Origin of the sequence: Nitrospirillum iridis, assembly GCF_014205765.1 — a bacterium.
Taxonomy (GTDB): Bacteria; Pseudomonadota; Alphaproteobacteria; order Azospirillales; family Azospirillaceae; genus Nitrospirillum; species Nitrospirillum iridis.
Genome location: NZ_JACIIZ010000018.1, coordinates 138,729 through 162,926, shown reverse-complemented (window position 1 = coordinate 162,926; position 24,198 = coordinate 138,729). Strand labels below are relative to the sequence as shown.

Here is a 24,198-nt window from a genome sequence, read left to right as displayed (position 1 = left end):
GCGCGCGTCCCGCGAGTCGGAACAAGAGCGCCGCCACCGTGCCAAACCTGGAAAGCGGCGGGACGCTCAGCGCGCAAGAACTTGGCGAACGTTCAAGCCTTCGCCCGCGCCACCATCACCGCCTGGCCGGTATAGCGCACCGTCTGATCAGGCTTGGCGGCGAAATCGGCCGGCGCCACCTTGGTTTCAGGCCCGATGAAGCGGACATTGATCACCCGCTCCCCCACCATGCCGGGGAAGCTGCCGGCACGGGCGCCTATGGTCAGCGTGCCCGACGCCTGATCGTAGCGGAGCGGGATGCGGCTGAAGGCTCCATGCTCATACCCATAAGTGGTGCCCTCGTCCTCATAGAGGTCGAAGGTGCCATCGGCGCCGGTGTAGACGACGACCGTCAGCGGCGCGTCCGGCTTTTCACCCGTGTACTGGGTCACCGGGCCCGTTGGCACGATGGAACCGGCACGCACGAACAGGGGCAGGCGCTTCAGGGGCGCGTCGGCGGCGATACGCTGGCCGCCGTCATACAGGGCGCCGGTCTGGAAATCATACCACTGGGCGCCCGACGGCAGGTACACGGCCCGGCTGCGCACCTTGTAGTCCGTCACCGGCGCCACCAGGAAGGCATGGCCGAACAGGTACTGGTCGTCGACGTCCCACACCTCGCGATCCGCCGGGAAATCCATCACCAGGCCGCGCATGATGGTGCCATCGCGGTGATAGGTGTCCGCCGCCAGGGTGTAGATATAGGGCATCAGGCGATAGCGCAGCTCGTCATACCAGACCAGGCTGTCGTAAACCTCCGACCCCTTGGGCGCGAGATTGTAAATCTCACGATAGGGGAATTCGCCGTGGGAACGGAACAGGGGGGAGAAGGCACCGAACTGGAACCAGCGCAGGTTCAGCTCCCGCCACTCCGCCACGTCGGACGCCTTGGGGTTCTTGACGGAATAGCGCTTCTCCAAAGCGAAGCCGCCAATGTCCGTCGTCCAGTTGGGCACGCCGGACAGCGAGAAGTTCACGCCCGCCGAGATCTGGTTGCGCAGGTCGGTCCAGCGTGAGGCGACGTCGCCGCTCCAACTGGCCGCCGCGTTGCGCTGCTGCCCGGCGAAGCCCGAACGGGTCAGGATGAAGGCGCGCTTGTCCGGGTTGGCGGCGCGGTTGCCCTCATACACCGCCTTGGTGTGCATCAGGGGGTAGGAATTGAACAGGGCGGCCGACGGCCCCATGGCGGTTGGCCCCATGCGCAGCATGCGCTCCGGGATATCGAGGTTGGAGTGGGTGTCCGGCTCCGACGCGTCCAGCCACCAGGCGTCGATGCCCAGCTTGTTCAGGTTCTCATTGATCTGGCGCCAGTAGATCTGCCGCGCCTCGGGCGAATAGGGATCGTAGAAGGCGTTCTCATAACCATCCTTGCCCACCCAGTCATGTTCCTTGACCTCGACATTGCGGCGGTAGATGTGTCCCTTGGCGTCCAATTCCTTGTAGTTGTCGGTGGTGGGATAGAATTTGGGCCACACCGAAATCATGAAATGCGCGTTCATGCCGTGCAGGCTATCCACCAGGCCCTGGGGGTCGGGGAAGCGGGAGGGGTCGAACTTATGGCTGCCCCAGTCATCCTCCCGCCAGTAGAACCAGTCCTCGACGATGTTATCCAGCGGCAGCTTGCGCTTGCGGAACTGGGCCACGGTGTCGGTCAGCTCATCGGCCGTCTTGTAGCGCTGACGGCTCTGCCACAGGCCATAGGCCCAGCGCGGCATCATCACCGCCTTGCCCGTCAGCTGGCGGTAGCCGGCGATGACGTCATCCATGTCCTTGCCGGCCACGACGTAATAGTCGATGGCGCGGGCGACGTCGGAGGTCAGCGACAGTTCATGCCGCTCCGCGTCCGGCAGGGGGTTCTGGTGCATCAGGGCGATGAAGCCCCCCTCCGGCACCCATTCGACCTTCAGCGTCTGGGCCTCGCCGGCCCTCATGGGTAGGTCGAAATTGTGGTACCAGGGGTTCCAGTCCTGGCGCCAGCGGTCCATGACCACCTTGCCGTCCAGGGTCACCTTGAAATAGCCGCTGGCATAGACCTGGAAGCGATGGATGCCGTCCACCGGGGACTCGATCTTGCCTTCCCACACCACCGACTTGTCCTGGGTGCCGCGGACCTTGGCGTTGACGCGACTACCGCCCATCTCCTCCGGCCAGGCGGCCAGGTCCTTGATGTACTGGTAGTTGATGTCGGCTTCCGTGCGGGTCAGCTTCAACTTGCCGCCGTCGTAATAGCGGGCCGTCAGGCCGCCTTCCTTGCCATCGGCGTCGGTGAGCTTCAGCTCCTTGGACAGCAGCGGGTACTCGCGGGCGTCGCCGAAGCGGGTGATGCCGTTATTGTCCCACAGCACGCCATAATTGCGCGTCGACACCACGAAGGGGATGCCGATGTCCATGTTGTGCTGGGCGAGTTCGACATCCTCGCCATTGTAGTTCATCTGGGCGTTCTGGTGCTGACCCAGGCCGTAAAAGCCCTCGTCCGTGCCCCGGTTGAACCGCTGTCGCACCTGGAAGAAGCCGGTCTCGCCCGTGGGCAGGGAGGCTGCCTTGAAGCTGCCGCCATCCACCGCCGTCAGCAGGGGCTGGCCCTTGGCGTCGAAGACGCTGACGGCACCGGTGGCGACCGTCACCTCGGCACGCAACTGAGCGGTGGTCAGCACCACCTGGCCACCCTGCTCCGCCACCTTGAAGCCGCCGCCGGCCGGCTTGGCGATGGCCATCAGGCTGGCCGGCAGGTCCAAGGCGTCGCCCGGCACCGCTGTCACACGGACGATGTGGTCGTTGATGACCTGCAGCCGCACCTTGCGCACGCCGGCACCCGTGACCGTGACCACCACCCCGTCGGCGGTCTGCTGGAAGGCCGGGACAGGTACGGCAGCGGCGGCGACCGGCGGGGCCTTGGTCTCACACGCGGCAAGCAGCAGGGCGGGAAGCACGGCAGCCGAGGCCAAGGCCCAGGAACGAACGTTCATAGGAGTTCTCCATTGGAGAAGATGCAAGACGGGCGGCGGCGACATCAGAAGGTGGCGAAGCGGACCTTCAGGATCTGCGGGACCGTGGTGAAGTTCAGGCCGTAGTCGGTCTGGTCACCGTTCCACAGGCGCTCGAACACCCACTTGCCGTTCTCGAAGTGCCCCTCCTCCACGCTGGCGATCATGTAGCCGTTCTTGCCGGCCTTGATCGCCTGCGCGAAATCCACCCGGGCGCGATAGCCGGCCACCAGGTATTCGTTGGGCGCCAGTTCCGCGATGACGACACCGCCGCTCGGCTTCTCATTGCCGGTGGGCTTGGCATCCCCGAACTGCGGCAGGCCATAGCTTACGGTGGCCTTGTAGGGGCCCAGATCCAGGACGTTGCTGTGGTCCGCCGTGGGTTCCGAGGCACCCCAGACCTTACCCTTCAGACTCAGGGCCGCCAGTTCGCGATTCATCGCGCCCAGCAGCTTGAAGCTCACGGTGAAGGGTTCCAGCGTCTCCGCATTGATCTTGGTCGCCCCCAGCGGGTAATTCACATAGCCGGTGTAGTCGATGCCGAAGGGCGCGAAGCCGATGCCCTGGTGCCCCAGCGTGGCGAAGACATAGCGGGCGTAGACGGCGTCGTTGCCCGTCTCCGCCACGAACAGGGCATTGTCTGGCCGCTTATACTGCTCCAGCGTCTTGGTATAGAACTCGTAGCCGCGATCATAGATGTCGGGGCCGATCAGGTCGATGGCGGGGGCCGCCGCCTTCCAGATGTCCAGCACGTTCCAGGTCGGGCCGCCGGCGGAGTAGGTGGCCGGGTCCTGGTCCTTGAACGGATCGCGCAGGGCGGCGTTCACATACATGGGAATGGGGTATTCCGCCTTGCCGGCCGCCGCCACCTGGTCCACGAACCGGGCGGTGTAGTAGGCATGGAAGAACTCGTCCGCGTCCTTGCCGAACACGTCCGCCCAGGTCCCGGGCTTCTTCTTCAGCGCCTTGACCAAATCGTCGGGCACCTTGCCGTCGAACACCTTCTGCGCCAGCGGGGTGAAGTCGCGGACGGCGCCATAAGTGCCGGTCTCATTCTCCACCTGCACCATCAGCACCGTGTGCTGCTGACCGTCCACCTGTTTCAGGTGGCGCATGAAGGCGACGAAGGCTCGTCTGTCAGCCTCCAGCGTGGCGGGGGCCAGCGGCGAAAGGGAACCCCGCATCACCCCCTTGGCGTTGACCACGCGGGGAAAACGGTCGTTGTTCAGCTTCACCCAGTCCGGCGCATAGGCGGGGCTGTTGTTCTTCCAGGTGCCGAACCACAGCAGCACCAGATGCTTGTCATGCTCGCGGGCTTGCGCCAGCAAGGTGTCGAGGAAGCTGAAGTCGAACTGGCCTTCCTTGGGCTCGATCTGCTGCCAGGCGATGGGCATCAACAGTGTGTTGGCCTGCACCTGCTCCACCGCCGGCCACACCTGCGGCAGCACCGAGGGCCAGTTGCTGGAATTGTTGGCCTGGGCGCCCAGCACCAGATAGGGGGCGCCGTCCACCATCAGGGCGTAACGGCCATCCTCGCGCACGATGCGCGGCATCTCGGTGCTCCGCCCCTCGGCGGCCCGCGCCATCGGGGTCAGGCCAGCCAGCAGGGTGGCGGCCAACATCAGGGAACGGCCAACCTTCATCAGGCCCCCGTCCGGAACGCACGTGTCCAGAACGCTTGTCATCGGCAGGCCCTCCCAAGCCCATATCAGATTTTTTCGGGGAACCGACCACAAGGTTCCCAAGCAACCATGGCGGGACCGCATTTATATGATCACGGCGGCGCGGGCGTGATCATACGCGTTAGCGGTATCAAATCAATCGTGGATGAATGATACCGCTAACAAATCCACCGAAGCGTGGGCCCCTTACTTTTGGCCTAGCCAATCGCGGCGGATCCAGGAAAGCCGCCAGCCTTGCCCCACTCGACAGCCAACCGCATAGTGTTCCGCCGCCCCCGAAACCTGCCGAAAAGCCTAGCCGTGCCCCCTATCAACCCCAGCGCCGCCACATTGGTGGTGATCGACCTTCAGGCCCGGTTGATCCCCGCGATCCAGGATGGGCCCGGCGTGGTCGCCAACACCCGCCGGCTGCTGACGGCCGCCGGTCTGCTGGGCGTACCCGCCGTGTACACCGAACAGAACCCGCGTGGTCTGGGCGCCACCGTGCCGGACCTCGCCCCCGATCCCGCCGCCGTGATCGCGAAGATGACCTTCGACGCCACTCGTGCACCCGGGTTGCTGGAGCGCCTGCCCCCGGATCACGCGGTCGTGCTGGCGGGGTGCGAAACCCATGTCTGCGTACTGCAGACGGCGCTGGGCCTGCTGGATCGTGGGCGACGGGTCCACGTGGTGGCGGACGCCGTGGGCTCCCGCACCCATGACAACAAGGCAGCGGGCCTGCGCCGCATGGAACGGCATGGCGCGGACATCATCACCACCGAGATGGCGTTGTTCGAATGGTTGGGAACGGCGGACCATCCCCGTTTTCGCGAGGTCGTCGCCCTTATCAAATAGGAAGGGGCGCCCCCCTTTAGGGGCACCCCTTCCCCTGGCGGATACGGGCGCCGCTCAATACGCGAAGCGGATGCCCATCATGTAGCGCCGGTCGTTGACGAACCAGCTGCGGCCCTCCTCCTGGCTGCCCACACCCATGACGGTGTGCGTCACGGCGTCGGTCAGGTTCGTGGCCTCGAACGACACGGTGAAGTGGTCGTCGATCTTGTACTCGATGGAACCGTCCAACTGGCCGTAGTCGTCGTTGAACACCGGCAGGGCGTAGGCGTACTGGATGCCGTGTGCCGTGATGGTGGTGCTGCCGGTGGTGCCGTTGGCGGTCGTCGCCAGCAGGTACTTGCTGCGCCAATTGTAGGCCAGGCGCAGCGAATACGGCCCCTTCTCGTACATGCCGATCAGGTTGTAGCTGTAGCGCGACATGCCATCCATGGGCAGGCCGGTGATGGCCTTGCCGTCCATGTCGTAGGCGATGTCGCTGGGCGCCTTGCTGTAGACATAGGTGAAGTTGGCCTGCAGGCCGAACCCGTCGAAGGGATGGGGCAGGAAGTCGAAGAACTTCTGGCCGCCGATCTCGAAGCCCTTGGCGATGGCGAGCGAGCCGTTGAAGGGCTCGGTGACCTGGAAGGTCTCCGACTGGGTGCTGCCGTCAGGCATGGTGACGTTGTAGTTCTCGGAGAACACGCCGGTGGTGATGTAGTTGTGCACCGCCTTGTAGAATAGGGCCAGGTGCGCCTCGCTGCCGTCATTGCCGTACCATTCCAGCGAGGTGTCGGCCTGGTCCGACTTCTCCGCCTTCAGGTTGGGGTTGCCGCCGTAGGCGCCGGCCCAGCCGGTGATGTTGTGGGTGCTGTCGGTGACGGCCGACAACTGGGTGCCCGGATTCATCTGGCTGAATGACGGGCGGTTCAGCGCCTGGCCCAGGGCGATGCGCCAGTGGATTTGCGGCGTCAGCAGGAACTGCACATTCAAGGACGGCAGGACGTTGAAGTCGGCGCTGCTGCCCGTGCGCTTCTCATAACCGCCGCCCAGATAGGCTTCGCTGCCGTTCCAGACAACTTCCTGGTCGGGCATGTCGACATAACCGTCGTACTTGTGCTGGTTGCCAACCATGCGCACGCCGATGCTGCCGCTCATGGGCGCGAACAGATGGGTGTCGTCGGCGAACTTGGCCATCACATAAGCCGTCTCGGTGGTCTCGGTCTGGTTGTTGCGCTGGTAGGGCTTGAAGCTGGAAGCGCTGACGGTGTTGCCGGTGATTTCCTTCTGCAGCGAACTCAGGCACTCCGGATAGCACTCGACCATCGACACCGACGGGAAATAGAGCGCGCTGGGCAGCGTCGTCATCCCCCGGAAAAAGTTGGAGAAGTTGTTCAGCGTGATGTAGCTGGACGGCGTGGTGCTGGCGTAGGTGGCGGCGCTGGAGCCGTTCCAATACGGCGTCAGGGCCGTCCAGTTGTAGCCGCTGTCGGCGTCCATCTCGGTGCGGCGGGTCAGGCGCACGCCGCCGGTGATGGCCCGCAACCAGCCGCTCTCACCGACCTTGTACTCGGCATCGGTGTTCCAGGCCAACTCGCGGCCCACATGCTCCTCGCGATGGTCCATGGTCGCGTACCAACCGTAGTTGGAGGCGTTCGTCGCGCTGGAGGTGGAGGTCGAGGAGATTTTCGGAATGCCGCTGCGGGTATCCAGCGAGAAGCCCGGAATGTAAGACCACAGGTACAGATCATAGCGCGTGCTTGCGGCGTTGCTGTCCACGAACTGCAGGTCGCTGCTGATCTTCAGGTCGTTGGTCGGCGTCCAGGTGAACCCACCGGAATAGTCGCCGGTGACGGAGTGCCCCTTCTGCACCGCCGTGTCGGTCACCGCCACCATGGGGTTTTCGCCATAGTTCTGGGTGATGGCGTCCCAGTTATAGGCCCGCAGATCCGAGGTATAAACCAAGGCGCCATTGCTGTTGTAGATGTTGGTGGCGTCCGACGCCGGCGTGGCGTCGGCACCGTTCTGCACAAGGGCGCCGTATTCGGTCCACTGGTTGTCGTAGCGCGACCGGAAGGCGCGGACATGGAACTCCAGGTCGCTGGTTGGCTCCCACTGCAGGGCGCCGTACATGCCCGTGCGCTTGCGGTCGAAGGTGGTGCTGCGCCAATCCACGCCGCCGGGGATGTAGACCTTCTCGCCGTCGATGGTCTGGGGGAAATAGGGCTCGACCTGGATGGTGTCGGACCGTGTGGTGATGTGCGAGTAGGAGACGTCGAACAACGCGCCGAAGCGGCCGTAGGGCGTTTCCCACGTGTTGCTGTACATCAGCGACCCCTCGGGGTTCGCCGTCTTGGCGAAGTCGCCATAGTTGCCCTTGAGGCTGCCGGCGATCTTTTCGCCATCGAAATCGAAGGGCATGTGGGTGCGCAAATCGACGGTGCCGCCGATGCCGCCCTCGATCAGGTTGGCGGACTGGCTCTTATAGACGTCTACGGCGGCCATCAGTTCCGGCGGCACGTCCTCGAAGCTCAGCGCCCGGCCGTTGCTGGCGCTGAAGCTCTCATGGCCGTTCAGCAGACTGTTCACTTGGCTCAGACCACGGATGGCGACGCCGCTGCCCTCGGCCGAATAATGGTCGGGGTCGCCGGCGGCGGCGTAGTGGCTGATGGTGACGCCCGAGATGCGCTGCAGCACCTCGGTCACGCTGGCGTCCGGCAGCTTGCCAATGTCGTCGGCCACGACGCTGTCGATGATCTGCTCAGCCTTCTCCTTGCGCGCGGCGGCGGCCTCCACCGACTTGCGCATACCGGTGACGACGATCTCTTGCAGGCCATCATCCGCTGAACCGGATTGGCTTTCCGCTTGGCCCGCCTGCTGGGCCCAGGCTGGACCAATGGTCGCAGTGACCAGGATCGCGAACAAAGAAACCCCACCCAGCAGTCCATAGGACTGCCGGCCCACACTCTTGGCCATGACTAAACCTCCCTTCAGGTTTCCTTAAGTCCGGCACAACAAATCAGCCGGAACAAAACGGGCTCCGCTGTCCCCGCGCTTCGCCGGGGTTGATATCGCAGTCGGTAGCAATTGTCATATTTACGGGATTTGGGAGCGACGCAAGTCTTTTGTGGTAGCGGTCACATTTTTTATTTCTTATACGTTCGCGCAGCCATGCAAATACTTTAAAATAATCCAATTATGCCCATAAGTTCTGACGCACGCTCACAATAAAGGACAATGTTGCAAGATTATTCGGTAAGTATTTTTCGCCATTTTTACGTGCGAGCGCACGAAAGGGGCCCACTCTACCAGCCACGGAAGCCACCAGCGCACCGTGGGAGCCGCACCGCAATGCCTTCGCACAAAGGCCGCCCCACTCCAGTGGCTAGACCTCCTGAAACATCAAGGAATCCGCCTATCACGAACGAAGTCACGACTGACCATTTGATCAGGATACGGGCTGGCGCGTCACCGACGACGGGCGCCTGGGATAGGGCCCGATGACCCCGGGGGCGCCTCCTGTGCCCGATATGCAACACATACCTTTGATTGAACATATTGAAATTATTGGCAGATTTCCAAAATCAACCCGATAAGAAAGGGACCGGTACCATTTTTCATGTGAGCGCTAACATTCTGCCGTTGCAGACCCGCATGAATCTCCATATGCATTTATATGACTACGGTGTGACGCCTTAAAGGGCAGCGTACCGGGGTAAATAGCGCGTGGGTTTCCCCCGCGCCCAAAAGATAATCCAGGGAAGGGAAACGCCATGAGTTGGCCCCAGAATTCCTATCGTTCGTTTGTGCTGGCCGGTGCGTCCGTGCTGGTTCTCGGCGCCCTGACGGCCGCCTCGCTCGCCCAGGCAGCCGCCGCGGCCGATGACGATTTGCAGGAAATCGTCGTCACCGGGCAGCGCTTCGCCGTTTCGGATGCGGCCAAGCGCAAAGCCAACGCCGACATGATCCTGGACTCGATCTCGGCTGACGAAGCCGGCAAGTTGCCGGACAACAGCGTGACGGAAGTCCTGCAACGCGTGCCGGGCGTCTCCATCACCCATTTCGCCGCCGTTGGCGACCCTGACCACTACTCCGTGGAAGGCAGCGGCGTCACCGTGCGTGGCCTCAGCCAGATCAGCAGCACCCTGAATGGCCGTGAAGCGTTCAGCGCCAACGGCGGTCGCGCCCTGCTGTTCGAAGACGTGCCGCCGGAACTGCTGGCCGGCGTCGACGTCCTCAAAAGCGGTTCGCCCGACATCATCGAGGGCGGCATCGGCGGGTCGGTCAACCTGCGCACCAAGATGCCCTTCGATTACAATCATGAATCGTTCGGCGCGTCCGTTTCCGCCAACTACGGCGACTTCATCGGGCAGACCAAGCCCGGCGGCTCGCTGCTGTATGCCAACCGCTGGCAGACTGGCATCGGCGAGATCGGCGCCATGGTCGACGTCGCCTACAGCGACATCAGCACCCGTCACGACACCATTCAGGCCGAGCCCTACTTCCCGCAGACCTACAATGGCAAGAGCGTCTACGTCCCCGGCGGGTTCGACTGGCGCTCGGGCACGTTGGACCGCAAGCGCCTCGGCGCCTATGAGGCCCTGCAATGGGCGCCCAACGCCGACCTGACCTTCTACCAGACGGGCTTCCGCTCCGATTACTGGAGCACCTCGAAGGAAGCGGGCGTCTACAACCAGGGTGGTAGCGCCGTCAACGTCTCGCCGACCAGCACCAGCGTGTTCGGCAGCAACGGCGGCCTGATCAGTTCCAGCCAATTGAGTTCCAGTGGTTGGGATCCGCTGCAACTGCCGGGTGAAACCGGCGGCAGCACGGCGATTGCCAACCCGGGAATGACCACCCAGCACAACGTCACCACGGACCTGTCCCAGGGCATGAAGTGGACGCCCACGTCCAATCTGACCCTAACGACGGACTTCCAGTATGCGATCTCCCAGTCGCAGCAGGAACGCATCGATCTGTTCTCGCAGACCTCGGTGCCCAGCTACAGCATCAACCTGGCCGGCGACCTGCCCGCAATCACGGTCAGCAATCCTGCCCAATTGGCCGATCCGTCGCGTTACATCTGGTACGCGACCATGGACCACCTGGAAAACCACATCGGGCGCGAGTTGGCCTGGTCGGGGGATGCGGACTATCACGTCTCCGACACGGGCTTCCTGCGGTCGATCAAGGTGGGCGCCCGCTTCGCCGACCGGACGGAGAAGGACAACGTCTCGGGTTATAACTGGACGGGCCTGACCCCGTCCTTTAACGACCCGAGCACCTTCAAGTACCTGAGCACCGCCGCCGCCGGCGACGTCACCGTATCGGGCTTCAGCAACTTCTTCCGGGGCGGCACCGCCTTGCCCGGCATGGCGGTGTTCCCGTCGTGGGCGCTGGCCGAAGGATATCCGGAGAATCTGGCGGCCATCCACCAGAAGTACGGCTTGGCCGGCGACACCACCGGCCCGTTGAGCTACACCGTGGCCAACCTGTCGCACACCAAGACCCGCACGGAATCGGCTTATATCATGAGCCGCTTCGGGGACGATGACCTCTTCGGCATGAAGATGAACGGCAACTTCGGTGTCCGTATCGTCAACAACGAGAACAGCAGCGAAGGCTACATTCAGCAGCCCACCGGCGAGATTTCCACCGGCACCCTGCCGGGCGGCTACTCCGCCAACGCCGGCGGGCACAACAGCCTGATGGCCCTGCCCTCGTTCAACATCCAGTTCATGCCGCAGGACGATGTGCATCTGCGCTTCGCGGCCTATCAGTCGATGACCAATCCCAGCTTCAACGCCCTGAACGCCTCGGGATCGTTGAGCCTGACCACCAACACCAACCACCAGATCACCGGCGCCACCTCCACCTCCGGCAACCCGAACCTGAAGCCCCAGCTGGCCAACAACCTGGACGTTTCGGCCGAATGGTACATGCCTGACGGCCAGGTCCACGTCGCCGGCTTCTATAAGCAGATCAAGGACTACATCTCCTACGGCGTGACGTCGGTGGATGTGCCCTTCGCCCTGCCGGGTGGGGTGGTCCAGACGATGACCGCGGCCTACAGCGGCTACTTCAACGCCTCGCCGGCCTATGTGAAGGGTGCGGAAATCGGCGTGCAGAAGTTCTTCAGCTTCCTGCCCCAGCCGTTCGATGGGCTGGGCATCGACGCCAACTTCACCTACATCAACAGCCGCAGCCCCGGCGACCTGTCCTACGACATGCTGGGCAACCGCATCACCGGCCTGCCGGTGGACCTGCTGTCGAAGTACAACTACAACGTCACCGGCATGTACGAGAAGGGTCCGTTCTCGGCCCGCCTGGCCTGGACCTGGCGCAGCAAGTACCTGCTGACCCCGACCGCCAACGGCACCAACGGCACCTACACCAACGCCGCCGGGCAGACGGTCACGTACAACCTGCCCATCTTCTCGGACAGCTTCGGTCAGCTGGACGCGTCGGTGTCCTACACCTTCAACGACTACATCACCCTGACCGTCGAGGGGCAGAACCTAACCAACAGCGTCACCAAGACGCTGATGGGCTATGGCGACCAGCAGTACGGTCGCAGCTGGTTCATGGCCGACCGCCGCTACACCGCGGTCGTCCGCTTCAACTACTGATCGGCCCACCGGCTGATCGGTGGAACGAGCACGGGACCCCCGGCCTTTTATCGGCCGGGGTTTTCCTGTTTGATACGCTTGATGAATTCGCGCCGCCGGCGGGGCGGCCTGTCGGGAAGGAACTGGTCCATGGCCGACACCGCCAACGGGACCCCGGTCAAGAACGTCCTTATCGTCGGTGGCGGCACCGCCGGCTGGCTGGCCGCCGCCTATCTCGCCCGGACGCTGGCGATCTCCGAGCCGGGTGGCGCCCGCATCACCCTGGTGGAATCGGCCGACATCGGCATCCTGGGCGTGGGCGAAGGAACCTTCCCCAGCATCCAGCGCACCTTGCGCCGCATCGGCATCGATGAGTCGGTGTTCATGCGCGAGAGCGAAGCTACCTTCAAGCAGGGCATCCGCTTCGATCATTGGCAGCACCCGCCCGGCACGGCCCACCGCGACCATTATTTCCATCCCTTCCAGTCCGCCGTGTCCCGCCAGGACCTGGATTTGCTGCCCTATTGGCTGCTGGGCGCCGCCGGCGGCACTACGCCGTTGGATGAGGCGCTGACCGTGCAGAAGCGGGTGGCGGACGCGGCACGTGCGCCCAAGCGCGCTGGCGACGACGACTATGTCGCCCCTTTGAACTACGCCTATCATTTCGATGCCGTGAAATTCGCCCGCCTGCTGCGCATCGTCGCCGTCGATCTGGGGGTGACGCACATCGTGGACACGGTGGACGCCGTGCCGCTGGATGAGACGGGCGCCGTGGCCGGCGTCGTCACGCGGGAAAACGGCACGTTGACCGCCGATCTCTATATCGACTGCACCGGCTTTCGCGCCCAGTTGATCGGCCAGGCGCTGAAGTCGCCCTATCAATCCTGCCGCAAATGGCTGTTCTGCGATCGGGCGGTGGCGCTGCAGGTGCCTTATGACCAGGCGGATGCCCCCATCCCCAGCTATACCGTGTCCACCGCGCACGAGGCGGGCTGGACCTGGGACATCGGGCTGGAGAGCCGGCGCGGCATCGGCCACGTCTATTCCTCCGACCACACCAACGACACGCGGGCCGAGCAGGTCCTGCGTGACCACATCGGTCCGGCGGCGGGCGACAAGACCGCCCGCACCTTCCGTTTCGAGGCCGGCTACCGGGCGGAACCCTGGGTGCGCAACTGTGTGGCCATCGGCCTGTCCAGCGGCTTCTTCGAGCCCTTGGAGTCAACCGGCATCGTCCTGATCGAGGTGGCGGCGGTGCTGCTGACCAGCCTGTTCCCCTGGGCGGGCGACATGGCCACGGCGGCGCGGCAGTTCAACCGCATCATGCGCCAGCGCTATGAGCGGTCGCTGGATTTCCTGAAACTGCACTATTGTCTGACGCGGCGCACCGACACCGCTTTCTGGCGGGACAATGCCGACGCCGCCACCATCCCCGACACCCTGCACGACCTGCTGGACCGGTGGCGCCACCGCCCGCCCGAGGGGATGGATTTCGATCTGAACCTCGACACCTTCAGCGAGGCCAGCTGGCAATTCGTGCTGTACGGCATGGGGTACCACACCGACCTCGGCGCCAAGGCCAGCGCCTTCCGATACATGGCCGAGGCCCGGCAACAGTTCGCCGCCATCCGCGCCAACACCGACCAGGCATTGGCGGCCCTGCCCCCCCACCGCGACCTGATCCGCCATATCTATCGTCACGGCCTGCGCCCACGGCAAGCGGTCCCGGCCCGTGCCGGCCTGCTGAGCGGCATGGCGGGCCTGTCGATTTAAGGCGGCCCCCCCATCCGGGCCTATGTCCGCTCGCGGATGGACTGGACGAGAGCCGGGACCGACATCCGGGCCCATCGCCCGTGATCGCCCGCACGCCACGCCCCCCCTGACAGGGCGAGGCTTGCCCGCTGATATGATAATCCGCCCCGCGTGACCGCATGGGCGGTCACGCTCTTGTCTGAAAAATCGGGCTTCGAGTCCCAACCTACGGACGTAGCGCACCATCCGGCCGGCGCACCGCCCGCCGCCGCTCCATGCCCCCTCTTTGTCACGGATAGCGACATCCGCGCAACACTCTGGCCCCGGTTCGCCCAGAGCACCGCGGACAGTCACTATGCCTCAGATTCTCATGCATTTTTTTAATATTCGATACGCAATGGAGCGTTTGATTATTGCATAGACCTGCAATTTCCTAACTTTGTGTAAAGGACCGCTACCATTTTTGATGGGAGCGCTAACATTCTTTGGTTGCACGTCGGCAAGAAGTCTCATATGGATTTATATGACCACAGGCTGACGCGGTAGAGCGGCGCCTTGGTAAAAAGAGCCGCAGGTTTGAGGCGGAATAATATAAATCAGGGAAGGGAAACGCGATGAGTCGCTCCAGACGCTCCTATCGTAATCTCATGCTGGTTGGCGCATCCGCGCTGACCATTGGCACGCTGACCGCCACCTCTTTCGCATATGCACAAACAGCACCCGCTGCGGCCGATGATGACTTGCAGGAGATCGTCGTCACCGGCCTTCGCAAGAGCATTCAAAGCTCGCAGGCCATCAAGCAGAATTCCGAGCAGATGGTGGATTCCATCACCGCCACGGACATCGGCGCCCTGCCCGACCGCAGCGTGACGGAAGCGCTGCAGCGCATTTCCGGTATCACCATCCAGCGTACACCCGACCCGCGCGACGCCGACCGCATCTCGGTGGAAGGTGACGGCGTCCAGGTGCGTGGCCTTAGCTGGGTGCGCGGTGAGTTCAACGGTCGCGACAGCTTTTCGGCCAAGAGCGGCCGGACGCTGAGCTTCGCCGACATCCCCTCCGAACTGATGGCCGGCGTCGACGTCTATAAGAACCCGTCGGCCGACCTGGTCGAAGGCGGCATCGGCGGCACCATCAACCTGCGCACCCGCCTGCCTTTCGACAGCGAGGAACGCATCCTCGCCTACTCCGCCGACTACAGCTATGGCGACCTGGTGGGCAAGGGCAAGCCGTCCGGCTCAGTCCTGTACAGCGACCGCTGGAAGACGGGGATCGGCGACATCGGCGTGCTGGTCGACCTGGCCGACGGCAAGTTCGCCAGCCGGACCGACACCGTGTCGGTCAACCCGTTCCAGACCCGCACCGACCTGGTCCCTGGCCAGACCGTCTATGTTCCCACCGGCTTCGGCTACCGCAGCCTCGAATTCACGCGGGAGCGCAAGGGTATCGTCGGCGCCCTGCAATGGGCGCCCAGCAGCGATCTGGAATTCACGGCGCAGTACATCCGCTCGGAAGCCACGGAAGAGTCGCTGGAGAACGCCATCGGCCTGGATTCCGGTACCGGCAACGGCCCCGCCGCCGGCACCAGCTTCAAGTATGACAGCGCCGGCAACTTCATCTCCGGCACCATCGCCGATACGGCGGGCGGCACCACGAACAACCCTGACGTCATCGACAGCCGCTATGACATCAAGGAGTCGGTCACGTCCGACTACTCCTTGCATATGAAGTGGACGCCGACCAAAAACTGGAACATCAGCGGCGACGTTCAATACATCGATGCCACCAGCAAGCAGCTGGACTTCACCGTGTTCGAGGCGCTGACCAATCCGCTGAACGCCGCCACGCTGACCCTGCATGGCAGCGAACTGCCGACCATCAGCATTCCGGCGGTCAATTCGTTCATCTCCAACCCCGCGAACTATTATTACAACGCGGCGATGGACTATCATAACAATAACGAGGCGCATGAGTGGGCCGAGCGTCTCGACGCCGAATACTCCTTCGAGGACAGTGACTGGCTGAAGTCCTTCCGCTTCGGCGTCCGTCACACCGACCGCAAGTCCATCACCCGCGAGACCAACTACAACTGGGGCGGTGTGGTGCAGAGCTGGGGCGCCAACGGCATCCAGACGCTGAACCAGACCACGCCCGGCGCCTCGTCGGCCAGCGTGTGGCCGCTGCAGAACTTCTATCGCGGCGGCGTGACCGTCCCGACGCAGTTCATCATCCCCAACGCCTCGCTGAGCAAGGGCTTCTACAACGGTGTCGCGGCCCAGCTGAAGGCGCTGTCTGCGGCGGACTCCTACGGCAACTGGAACCCCTTCAACGGCGACTACAGCAGCTATAACGGGGGCGGCGCTGGCATCAACACCCAGACGGAAGAGACCACGGCCGGCTATGCCTTGGTGCGTTTCGAACATGACGTGCCGTTCTTCGGCGGCAACAAGCCCTTGGACGGCAACGTCGGCTTCCGTGTCGTCAACACCGATGCGCAGGGGTCGGGCAACGCCAACTTCGTGGCCCTGAGCAACATCAACGGGGCGCCCACATCGGATACCGCGTTCGCCAACGGCGCCCGGACGGTCATCAGTGGGGGCCGCAACTACACCGACGTGCTGCCCAGCGTGAACCTGCGCCTGAAGCTGCAAGACAATCTGCAGTGGCGCTTCGCCTTCGCGCAATCCATCGTCCGTCCGGACTTCTCGCAGCTGCAGCCATCCCTGAACATCGGCGCTACGGCGGGCCTGTTGGACAGCAGCGGCCACTGCCAGAGCCTGGGGTCGGGCGCGACCGGCAACTGCGTCTACCAGTGGACGGGCTATGCCGGTAATCCGAACCTGAAGCCCATGCAGTCCAACCAGTTCGACACCTCCCTCGAATGGTACTTTGCCCCCACGGGCAGCATCACGGCGGCGGTGTTCAACAAGGACGTGTTCAACTTCATCACCACCTCCCCGCAGAACGTCTCATTCACCAACAACGGCGTCACCAAGAACGTGCTGGTGGTTCAGCCGTATAACGCCGGCCAGGGCAGCGTTAAGGGCTTCGAGTTCGGCTACACCCAATTCTATGACTTCCTGCCGGGCTTCCTGAGCGGCCTGGGCTTCCAGGGCAACATCACCTTCGTGCAGAGCGAGGGCGGTCGCAACGCGGCGGCCAACCCCTACGACTCCACCCAGGTCACGAACGCCGCGCCGGCCAACACCAGCCTGCCGCTGGAGGGCATGTCGAAGTGGAGCTACAACCTGGCCGGCATCTACCAGAAAGGGCCATTTGAGTTCCGCCTGGCCTACAACTGGCGTCAGCGTTACCTGCTGACGACGTCAGCGGCGAACATCAACATTCCCGCTTGGTCGGATGACTACGGTCAGCTGGACGCCTCATTCTTCTACACCGTCAACAGCTACCTGAAGGTGGGCGTGGAGGCGGCGAACCTGACCGACGCGCAGACCCGTATCCTGGTCGGTTACCCGGGCAAGCTCAGCTACCACAACTGGGTTGACGCCGACCGGCGCTACGCTTTCGTCATCCGCGGCTCCCTGTAACGCTTTCCCGCAGGGTGTCTCGCAGTCCGGCCCTGTCTTTCCCGCTGACCGCCGGGAAGGCAGGGCCTTCTTTTTTACCGGTCGCCGCTGCCGTATGGTGACGGTGGACCAGGCGGCATCAAGACCGCCGATCCTTACGCTGTCGGGGAGTTACGGCCATGGCCCAAGCGATGCGCAACACACGCAAGATCGTGATCGTCGGCGGCGGCACCGCCGGCTGGATGGCCGCCGCCGTCCTGGCCCGGGTGCTGAAGGGCCGCTACGGCGCTATCGAACTGGTGGAATCGGAAGAGATCGGTATCGTCGGCGTGGGCGAAGCCACCATTCCGCCCATCCAGTTCCTGAACCACATGCTGGGCATCGATGAGATCGACTTCGTCCGGAAAACGCAGGCGACCTTCAAGCTGGGCATCGAATTCGTCGACTGGACCCGCCTGAACCACCGCTATTTCCATCCCTTCGGCCCCCACGGCCATACCATCGACGCCGTTTCCTTCCATCATTATTGGATGCGCCTGCGCAGCCAGGGGGACACGTCGGACATCGGCGACTATTCCCCCTCCACCGTGGCGGCGCGGATGGGGAAGTTCCAGCCGACGGCGCCGGACGCCCGGCCAGGCGGTCCGACCATCGCCTACGCCTATCATTTCGATGCCGCCCTGTATGCCCAGTACCTGCGGACCTTCGCCGAGCATCATGGCGTGAAGCGCACGGAGGGCAGGATCGTGGAGGTGGCCCAGCGCGCCGGCGACGGCTTCATTGAAAGCCTGTTGCTGGACAACGGCACCCGCGTGGCCGGCGATCTGTTCGTCGACTGCTCCGGCTTCCGGGGCCTGCTGATCGGGCAGACGCTGAAAGCCGAGTATGAGGACTGGTCCCACTGGCTGCCCTGCGACCGCGCCATGGCCGTGCCCTGCGAAGGCGGGGCGGAGATCACGCCCTATACCCGCTCCACCGCGCGGGCGGCGGGCTGGCAGTGGCGCATCCCCCTGCAGCACCGCATCGGCAACGGCTACGTCTATTGCAGCCGCTTCATCAGCGATGACGAGGCGGCCGCCACCCTGCTGGCCAACCTGGACGGCAAGCCGCTGGCCGATCCCCGCCCGTTGCGCTTCACCACCGGCCGCCGCAAGAACTCCTGGACCAAGAACTGTGTCGCCCTGGGCCTGGCCTCGGGCTTCATGGAGCCGCTGGAATCCACCAGCATCCACCTGGTGCAAAGCGGCCTGTTCCGCATGGTGTCGCTGCTGCCCCGCGATGGCTTCGAGCAGGCGACGGTGGATGAGTACAACCGCCTGACCAATATCGAATACGAACAAATCCGCGACTTCCTGATCCTGCATTACCATGCGGTGGAACGGGACGATTCCCCCTTGTGGAACTATTGCCGCACCATGGCCATCCCCGAGGCCTTGCGCCATAAGATGGACCTGTTCCGGGCCCGCGGCCGCGTCGCCCGTTTCGACGATCAACTGTTCGTGGAGCCGAGCTGGCTGGCCGTTTTCCTGGGCCAAGGTGTCTGGCCACAGTCCTACGACCCCGTCGCCGACGTGCTGTCGGACGCTGAGGTGACGGCCCGCCTGGCCCGTATCCGCGAGGCCATCCGGCGCATGGCCGAGGGCATGCCCACCCATCGCGACTTCATCAACCGCCATTGCCGGGCCGACCGCCCGGTGGCAGCATGACGACCGGCAATTGAAAAGAACAACGGCGGGGCGCCTGGGTATGAGCACATCGGGATCGGATACCCGCATCACCGTCATCGACGCCTTGCGGGGGACGGCCCTGGTGGGCCTGTTCCTGCTGCACACCATCGAGCATTTCGATTTCCTGAGCGACGCGGCCATCCCGCCGGCTTGGCTGAAACCTTTCGACACCGTCGCCCACGACGCGGCCTTCTTCCTGTTCGCCGGCAAGGCCTACGGCATCTTCGCCCTGATGTTCGGCATCAGTTTTTCGCTGATCCTCGGCAGCTGGTCGCGGCGGGAGGGCAACCCGCACGCCCGCTTCCTGTGGCGCTTGGCGGTGCTGTTCGCCATCGGCTGGGTGCACGGCCTGATCTATTGCGGCGACATCCTGACCATCCTGGCGGTCATGGGGGCGCCCCTGGTGCTGCTGCATCGCCTGGGCGATCGGGCCTTGCTGGCGCTGGCGGCGGTGCTGCTGATCCAGCCACCGACGCTGTGGTTGGTGGCCGGCCTGCTGAGCGGCGGCGCCCCCACCCCGCCCGTTCCCTTTCACTGGTCGGTGTATGAGGGCCTGATGCCCATCTACGCCCACGGCGGCTTCTGGGACGTGGTGAAGGCCAACCTGTGGCAAGGTGTGCTGGCCCGAACCTTCTGGACCATCGAAACCGGCCGTTACCTGCAGATGATGGGCCTGTTCCTGGTGGGCCTAGTGGTGGGCCGCAACCATATCCTGGAGCGCGCCGCCGAGCATCGGCGCCTGCTGCAAGGCATCCTGGCCAGCGGCGCCCTCGCCTTCGCCGTGCTTTATCCCCTGAAGCGCCTGGCGGAGGGCGCCAGCCTGCCGGCCATGACAGCCTATGAGGTGACCAACCTGGCCAGCGCCTATTGCGCCCTGGCGCAGATGGCCGTCTGGGCCAGCGGCTTCGTCCTGCTGTATCCCCGCATCCAGGCCCTGGCACCGATACGGGCGCTCGCGTCCTTCGGACGCATGAGCCTGACCTGCTATGTCACCCAGGCCCTGGTCTTTGTGCCCCTGTTCTATGGCTACGGCCTGGGGCTCTATCGCTACATGGGGCCCTTCTACAGCGTGGCCAGCGGCATCGCCTTCGTCGTCCTGCAGTGCGCCTTGGCCCATTGGTGGCTGCGGCACTACCGTTATGGTCCCCTGGAGTGGCTATGGCGCGCCGCCACCTTCCGCACCCTGTCCCTGCCCCTGCGCCACACTCCGCGAACGGTGCTGGCGGACGCGGCGTGAAATGAGGCGCCCGGGACGACGTCAATCCCGGGCGCCTCATTATTCATCACTTGGCCTTGGCCAGGGCTTCCTTCACCGTCTTGTCGGCCAGCGGCGCCATGGCCTGGTAGCCGGCCAAGGTTGGGTGGATGCCGTCAAGGGCGTAGCCGTCCTTGAAGCCGCCCTTGCCGTCGCCCACCACATCCTTGTAGTCGACATAGAGCGCGCCGACCTTGGCGGCGTAGCCCTTGAGCCAGGCATTGTGCGCGGCCACCTTGGGCGCCGGGTCCAGGCCCTTGCGCCAAGGGAAGTCGAGCGCGGGCGGGATGCCGGCCAGCACGACCTTGATGCCATGCGCCTTGGCCAGTTCCACCATGCTCATGATGTTGTTCTTCAGTTGCTCCGGCGACACCGGGCCCCAATTCTGGGCCAAGTCGTTGGTGCCGGCCATGATGTGCACGACCGCGGGCTTGAGGTCGATGACGTCCTGGCGGAAGCGCAGCAGCATCTGGGCCGTGGTCTGGCCACTGATGCCACGGTCGACGTACCCGTTGGTGAAGAAGTCCGGCATCTTGTCGATCCAGACCTGGGTGATGCTGTCGCCCATGAACACCACGCGGACAGCGCCCGGGGTGGCCTTCAGCGTCTCATTGTCGGCGGCGTAGCGATTCAGATAGCCAAAGTCGGTGTGCAGGCGGTCCTCCTCCTCCTGGTGCCACTTGGCGACCTGTTCCGCGCTGGGCGGCTTTTGATCCTCAGCCCGCGCCGGGGCGCCGGAGATCAGGCCCGCCAGCACCAGGGCGGCGGCAATGGTGTGTTTCTTCATCAGTTCCTCCCTACGAACCCAATTCGTAAATCATATTAATTTATTCTGGCCGTCAATGGCCGGGGCAGATGGCGCCGGCGGGATCAGCCGACAGCCGGACGGTGGCCAACGACAGCCGCAGGGTGCCGCCGGTGCTGAGCGCGAAGGGGGTGGTGACGTGGGACAGGTCGGCGCCGGCCTTCTTGAAGCAGGACAGCTTGATCTTCAGGGTCTGCCACTGCCCCACCGGCGCGGCCTTCAGCACCGACGTCAGGTCCAAGGCGCCCGGCGTGCCCGGCCCGGTGCCGGACGCCAGCCACACCGTTCCGGCCGGCGCCTCATCCACGCGGTAGTCGACTTGCAGCGACAGGGCGCCGTTGGCCTGGCGCGTCAGATCCAGGGTACTGCCGGTGATGGCGATGGCGGCTTCGCCCTTGCCGGTCCAGCTCAACTGGCGGCCGGCCCCCTGCACCCCGCCGGCATCCACCGGCCTCAAGGCCAGGGCACCCGCCATCTCGGCCGCCGTGCCGTCGCCCAGCACCGGCACCGCCGCGGCCCCCTGGCGCAGCACGAAGCCCCAGGGCGCCGGGGTACGGCCCTTGACGAAGTAGGTGTCGATATTGGCCGCCGCCGCGTCAACGCCCGACACCTCGGACAATTGCGGCACCAATGTCGCCCTGGCGTCGGCATAGCGCAGGCCGTAACCATAGGCGAACAGCGGATCATAGGGCGTACGGGCGCGATTCAGCGTCGCCTGCGCCGCGGTCCTGGGCCAGGAGTAGGAGAGCTTGCCCGTGAAGTCGAAGCGGGGATGGCCCTGGGCATCGCCCACCAGCACATCGGCGACGCCCCCACCTTCCGAGCCCGGGAACCAGGCGGCGACGAAAGCGTCCGAGGCGTTGATTTCCGGATTCACCCACAATGGGCGGCCGGACAGGAAAACGGAAACGACGGGAATGCCTTGGGCCTTCAGCTTCTTCAGCAGCGCCAAATCCTGCTTGTCACCCGCCTGGAATTCCAGGCTGGGGATGTCGCCCTGGAATTCAGCGTAGGGCGTCTCCCCGAACACCACCACCGCCACGTCCGGCTTGGTGATGAATGTGCCGTCGACGCTGAGGTCCACGGTGCCGCCGGCGGAGGTCACCGCCTGGCGAATGCCGTCATAGATGGACTGGCCGCCCGGGAAATCGCTGTTCCTGTTGCCGGTGCCCTGCCAGGACAGGGTCCAGCCGCCGGCCTGGCGACCGATGTCGCCGGCCGCCTCCCCCACCACCAGAACGTGGGACTTGGCCTTCAGCGGCAGCACACGGTCGTTGTTCTTCAACAGCACCAGGGACTTGCGCACCGCCTCGCGGGCCAGCGCACGATGCTCGGCGTTGCCGATGACGCCGTCCTTCAGCTCGAAGGGGCGCGCGGCTTCGAACAGGCCCAGCTTGGCCTTCACCCGCAGGATGCGGCGCACGGCGTCGTCGATGCGGGCCAGCGGGATCTCACCGGACTTCACCTGGGCCACCGTGTTGGTGAACAGGGCCTTCCAGTCATTGGGCACCATGATCATGTCGACGCCGGCCAGGATGGCGGCGGGGCAGGATTCCGCCGTGCAGCCCGGAACCTGGCCATGGCCGTTCCAGTCACCGACGACGAAGCCGTCAAAACCCATGCGGCCCTTCAGCACGTCGGTCAACAGCGATTTGTTGCCATGCATCTTGGCGCCCTGCCAGCTGGAGAAGCTGGCCATCACCGTCATGACGCCCGCGTTGATGGCCACGGGGTATCCCGCGCCATGGACGTGGATCAGCTCATCCTCACTGACATCCGTGTCACCCTGGTCGATGCCGCCGGTGGTGCCGCCATCGCCCAGGAAATGCTTGGCCGACGCCGCGACGTGGCCATGCTGCAGCGCCTGGCCGGCACCCGGTTGTCCTTGCAGTCCCTGCACGATTTCGCCCGCGTACTGGCGCACGATCTCCGGATCCTCGGAATAGCCCTCATAGGTCCGGCCCCAGCGGTGATCCTGCGGCACCGCCAGCGTGGGACCGAAGGCCCAGTCGATGCCGGCCGCCGCCGTCTCCTGCGCCGTCGCGACGCCGATGCGCCGCACCAGGGCCGGATCATGGGCGGCACCCAGGCCGACATTGTGGGGAAACAGCGTGGCGCCCACCACGTTGTTGTTGCCGTGCACGGCATCGATGCCGAACAGGATGGGAATGGCCACATGGCCCGGCCGCTCCGCCAAGGACGCCGTACGGAACGCGCTCGCCGTTTCAACCCACCGGTCCGCACCCGCACGGTCATCGCCGCCGGCGGGGGCGCTGTCGCCGCCGGCCAGGATGGAGCCCAAGGGATAGAGCGCCAGATCGGCCGGCGTCACCGTGGAGATGTCGGCCTGGATCATCTGGCCGACCTTGTCCTCCAGGCTCATGTGGGTCATCAGGCTGGTCACGAAGGCTTCGGTCTTGGCATCCACCAGGCCCTTGCTCTTGGCGGCCGGCCACAGCTCGGGGTGGGCGACGCCGCGGGCGCTGTCAGTCACGGTGGAGGCTGCCTTTTGCGGGGGGGACAAGAGTTGCTGGGCTTCGGTTTGATTGGCCAAGGTTGTAAGCGGCACCGACACCAGGGCAAGGAGTAAGGCCGGCGCCACGGACGCCAGAAGGGCCATACGATGCGTCATGGGTGTTCCTTGTTCTTCTCTACTTCATGGGGCGGCGATCCTGGCGCATGACGGCACCCGAACCGACTATGGCGCCCATCCGGACCTCCCAGCGCCGGACAAGCCATCCGCCCCCTGGTCGCCGCTTCCTCCACCCGCGTCCGTTCTGACGGTGCGCTGGGGGGCGGGCGACTTATTTGACGAGGCGGATCTGTATTATGATAACGCTATCATCCTGTCCCCGCAAGCAAGGCCCGGCTTGCCGGATGATACCGGTCACATTAGGATCGTGGCCAACGGCGGCCCCGATCGCCGGCACGGAGGAGGCGGTCGCGCCCAAGGGCGACCCTGGAATTGACCGGCCGCTGACAAGCATGCTGGATACCGCTTTCCCGTCT

The 24,198-nt window shown here is 64.5% G+C and carries 11 protein-coding genes; 6 read left to right on the top strand and 5 right to left on the bottom strand.

Annotated features, from left to right (window positions below):
• Window positions 1-92: 92 nt before the first annotated feature.
• Window positions 93-3,005, bottom strand: coding sequence for a TIM-barrel domain-containing protein (locus tag FHS74_RS25975; protein WP_184807161.1), 2,913 nt, complete (start codon window positions 3,003-3,005; stop codon window positions 93-95).
• Between the two features lie 44 nt (window positions 3,006-3,049).
• Window positions 3,050-4,708: a GH35 family beta-galactosidase gene (locus tag FHS74_RS25970; protein ID WP_246463366.1), complete on the bottom strand. Its 1,659-nt coding sequence runs from the start codon at window positions 4,706-4,708 to the stop codon at window positions 3,050-3,052.
• A gap of 297 nt (window positions 4,709-5,005) precedes the next feature.
• Here FHS74_RS25970 and FHS74_RS25965 point away from each other — a divergent pair, with 297 nt between their 5' ends.
• Complete coding sequence (locus FHS74_RS25965; RefSeq protein WP_184807160.1) at window positions 5,006-5,539, top strand: isochorismatase family protein; 534 nt, start codon at window positions 5,006-5,008, stop codon at window positions 5,537-5,539.
• Between the two features lie 54 nt (window positions 5,540-5,593).
• Here FHS74_RS25965 and FHS74_RS25960 read toward each other — a convergent pair whose 3' ends face one another.
• The gene (locus tag FHS74_RS25960; RefSeq protein ID WP_184807159.1) at window positions 5,594-8,491 is read right to left on the bottom strand and encodes a TonB-dependent receptor; all 2,898 of its coding nucleotides are present in this window, start codon (window positions 8,489-8,491) and stop codon (window positions 5,594-5,596) included.
• A gap of 797 nt (window positions 8,492-9,288) precedes the next feature.
• Between FHS74_RS25960 and FHS74_RS25955 the strand changes: the two genes are divergently transcribed.
• The 5 genes from FHS74_RS25955 to FHS74_RS25935 all read left to right on the top strand — a co-directional run bounded on the left by FHS74_RS25955 (window position 9,289) and on the right by FHS74_RS25935 (window position 20,366).
• Window positions 9,289-12,144 carry a TonB-dependent receptor gene (locus FHS74_RS25955; protein WP_184807158.1) on the top strand — a complete coding sequence of 952 codons (2,856 nt, stop codon included), beginning with the start codon at window positions 9,289-9,291 and terminating at the stop codon, window positions 12,142-12,144.
• Window positions 12,145-12,273: 129 nt separating this feature from the next.
• Window positions 12,274-13,896, top strand: a complete 1,623-nt coding sequence (locus FHS74_RS25950) for a tryptophan halogenase family protein (RefSeq protein ID WP_211106558.1) — start codon at window positions 12,274-12,276, stop codon at window positions 13,894-13,896.
• 593 nt (window positions 13,897-14,489) lie between these two features.
• Window positions 14,490-17,423: a TonB-dependent receptor gene (locus FHS74_RS25945; RefSeq protein WP_184807156.1), complete on the top strand. Its 2,934-nt coding sequence runs from the start codon at window positions 14,490-14,492 to the stop codon at window positions 17,421-17,423.
• 158 nt (window positions 17,424-17,581) lie between these two features.
• A complete protein-coding gene (locus FHS74_RS25940) occupies window positions 17,582-19,108 on the top strand; it encodes a tryptophan halogenase family protein (RefSeq protein WP_246463365.1) in 1,527 nt (508 codons plus the stop codon).
• Between the two features lie 40 nt (window positions 19,109-19,148).
• A complete protein-coding gene (locus FHS74_RS25935) occupies window positions 19,149-20,366 on the top strand; it encodes a DUF418 domain-containing protein (protein WP_184807155.1) in 1,218 nt (405 codons plus the stop codon).
• Between the two features lie 46 nt (window positions 20,367-20,412).
• Here FHS74_RS25935 and FHS74_RS25930 read toward each other — a convergent pair whose 3' ends face one another.
• Window positions 20,413-21,171, bottom strand: coding sequence for an SGNH/GDSL hydrolase family protein (locus tag FHS74_RS25930; RefSeq protein WP_184807154.1), 759 nt, complete (start codon window positions 21,169-21,171; stop codon window positions 20,413-20,415).
• Between the two features lie 52 nt (window positions 21,172-21,223).
• Window positions 21,224-23,821 carry a glycoside hydrolase family 3 protein gene (locus tag FHS74_RS25925; RefSeq protein WP_246463364.1) on the bottom strand — a complete coding sequence of 866 codons (2,598 nt, stop codon included), beginning with the start codon at window positions 23,819-23,821 and terminating at the stop codon, window positions 21,224-21,226.
• Between the last annotated feature and the right edge of the window lie 377 nt (window positions 23,822-24,198).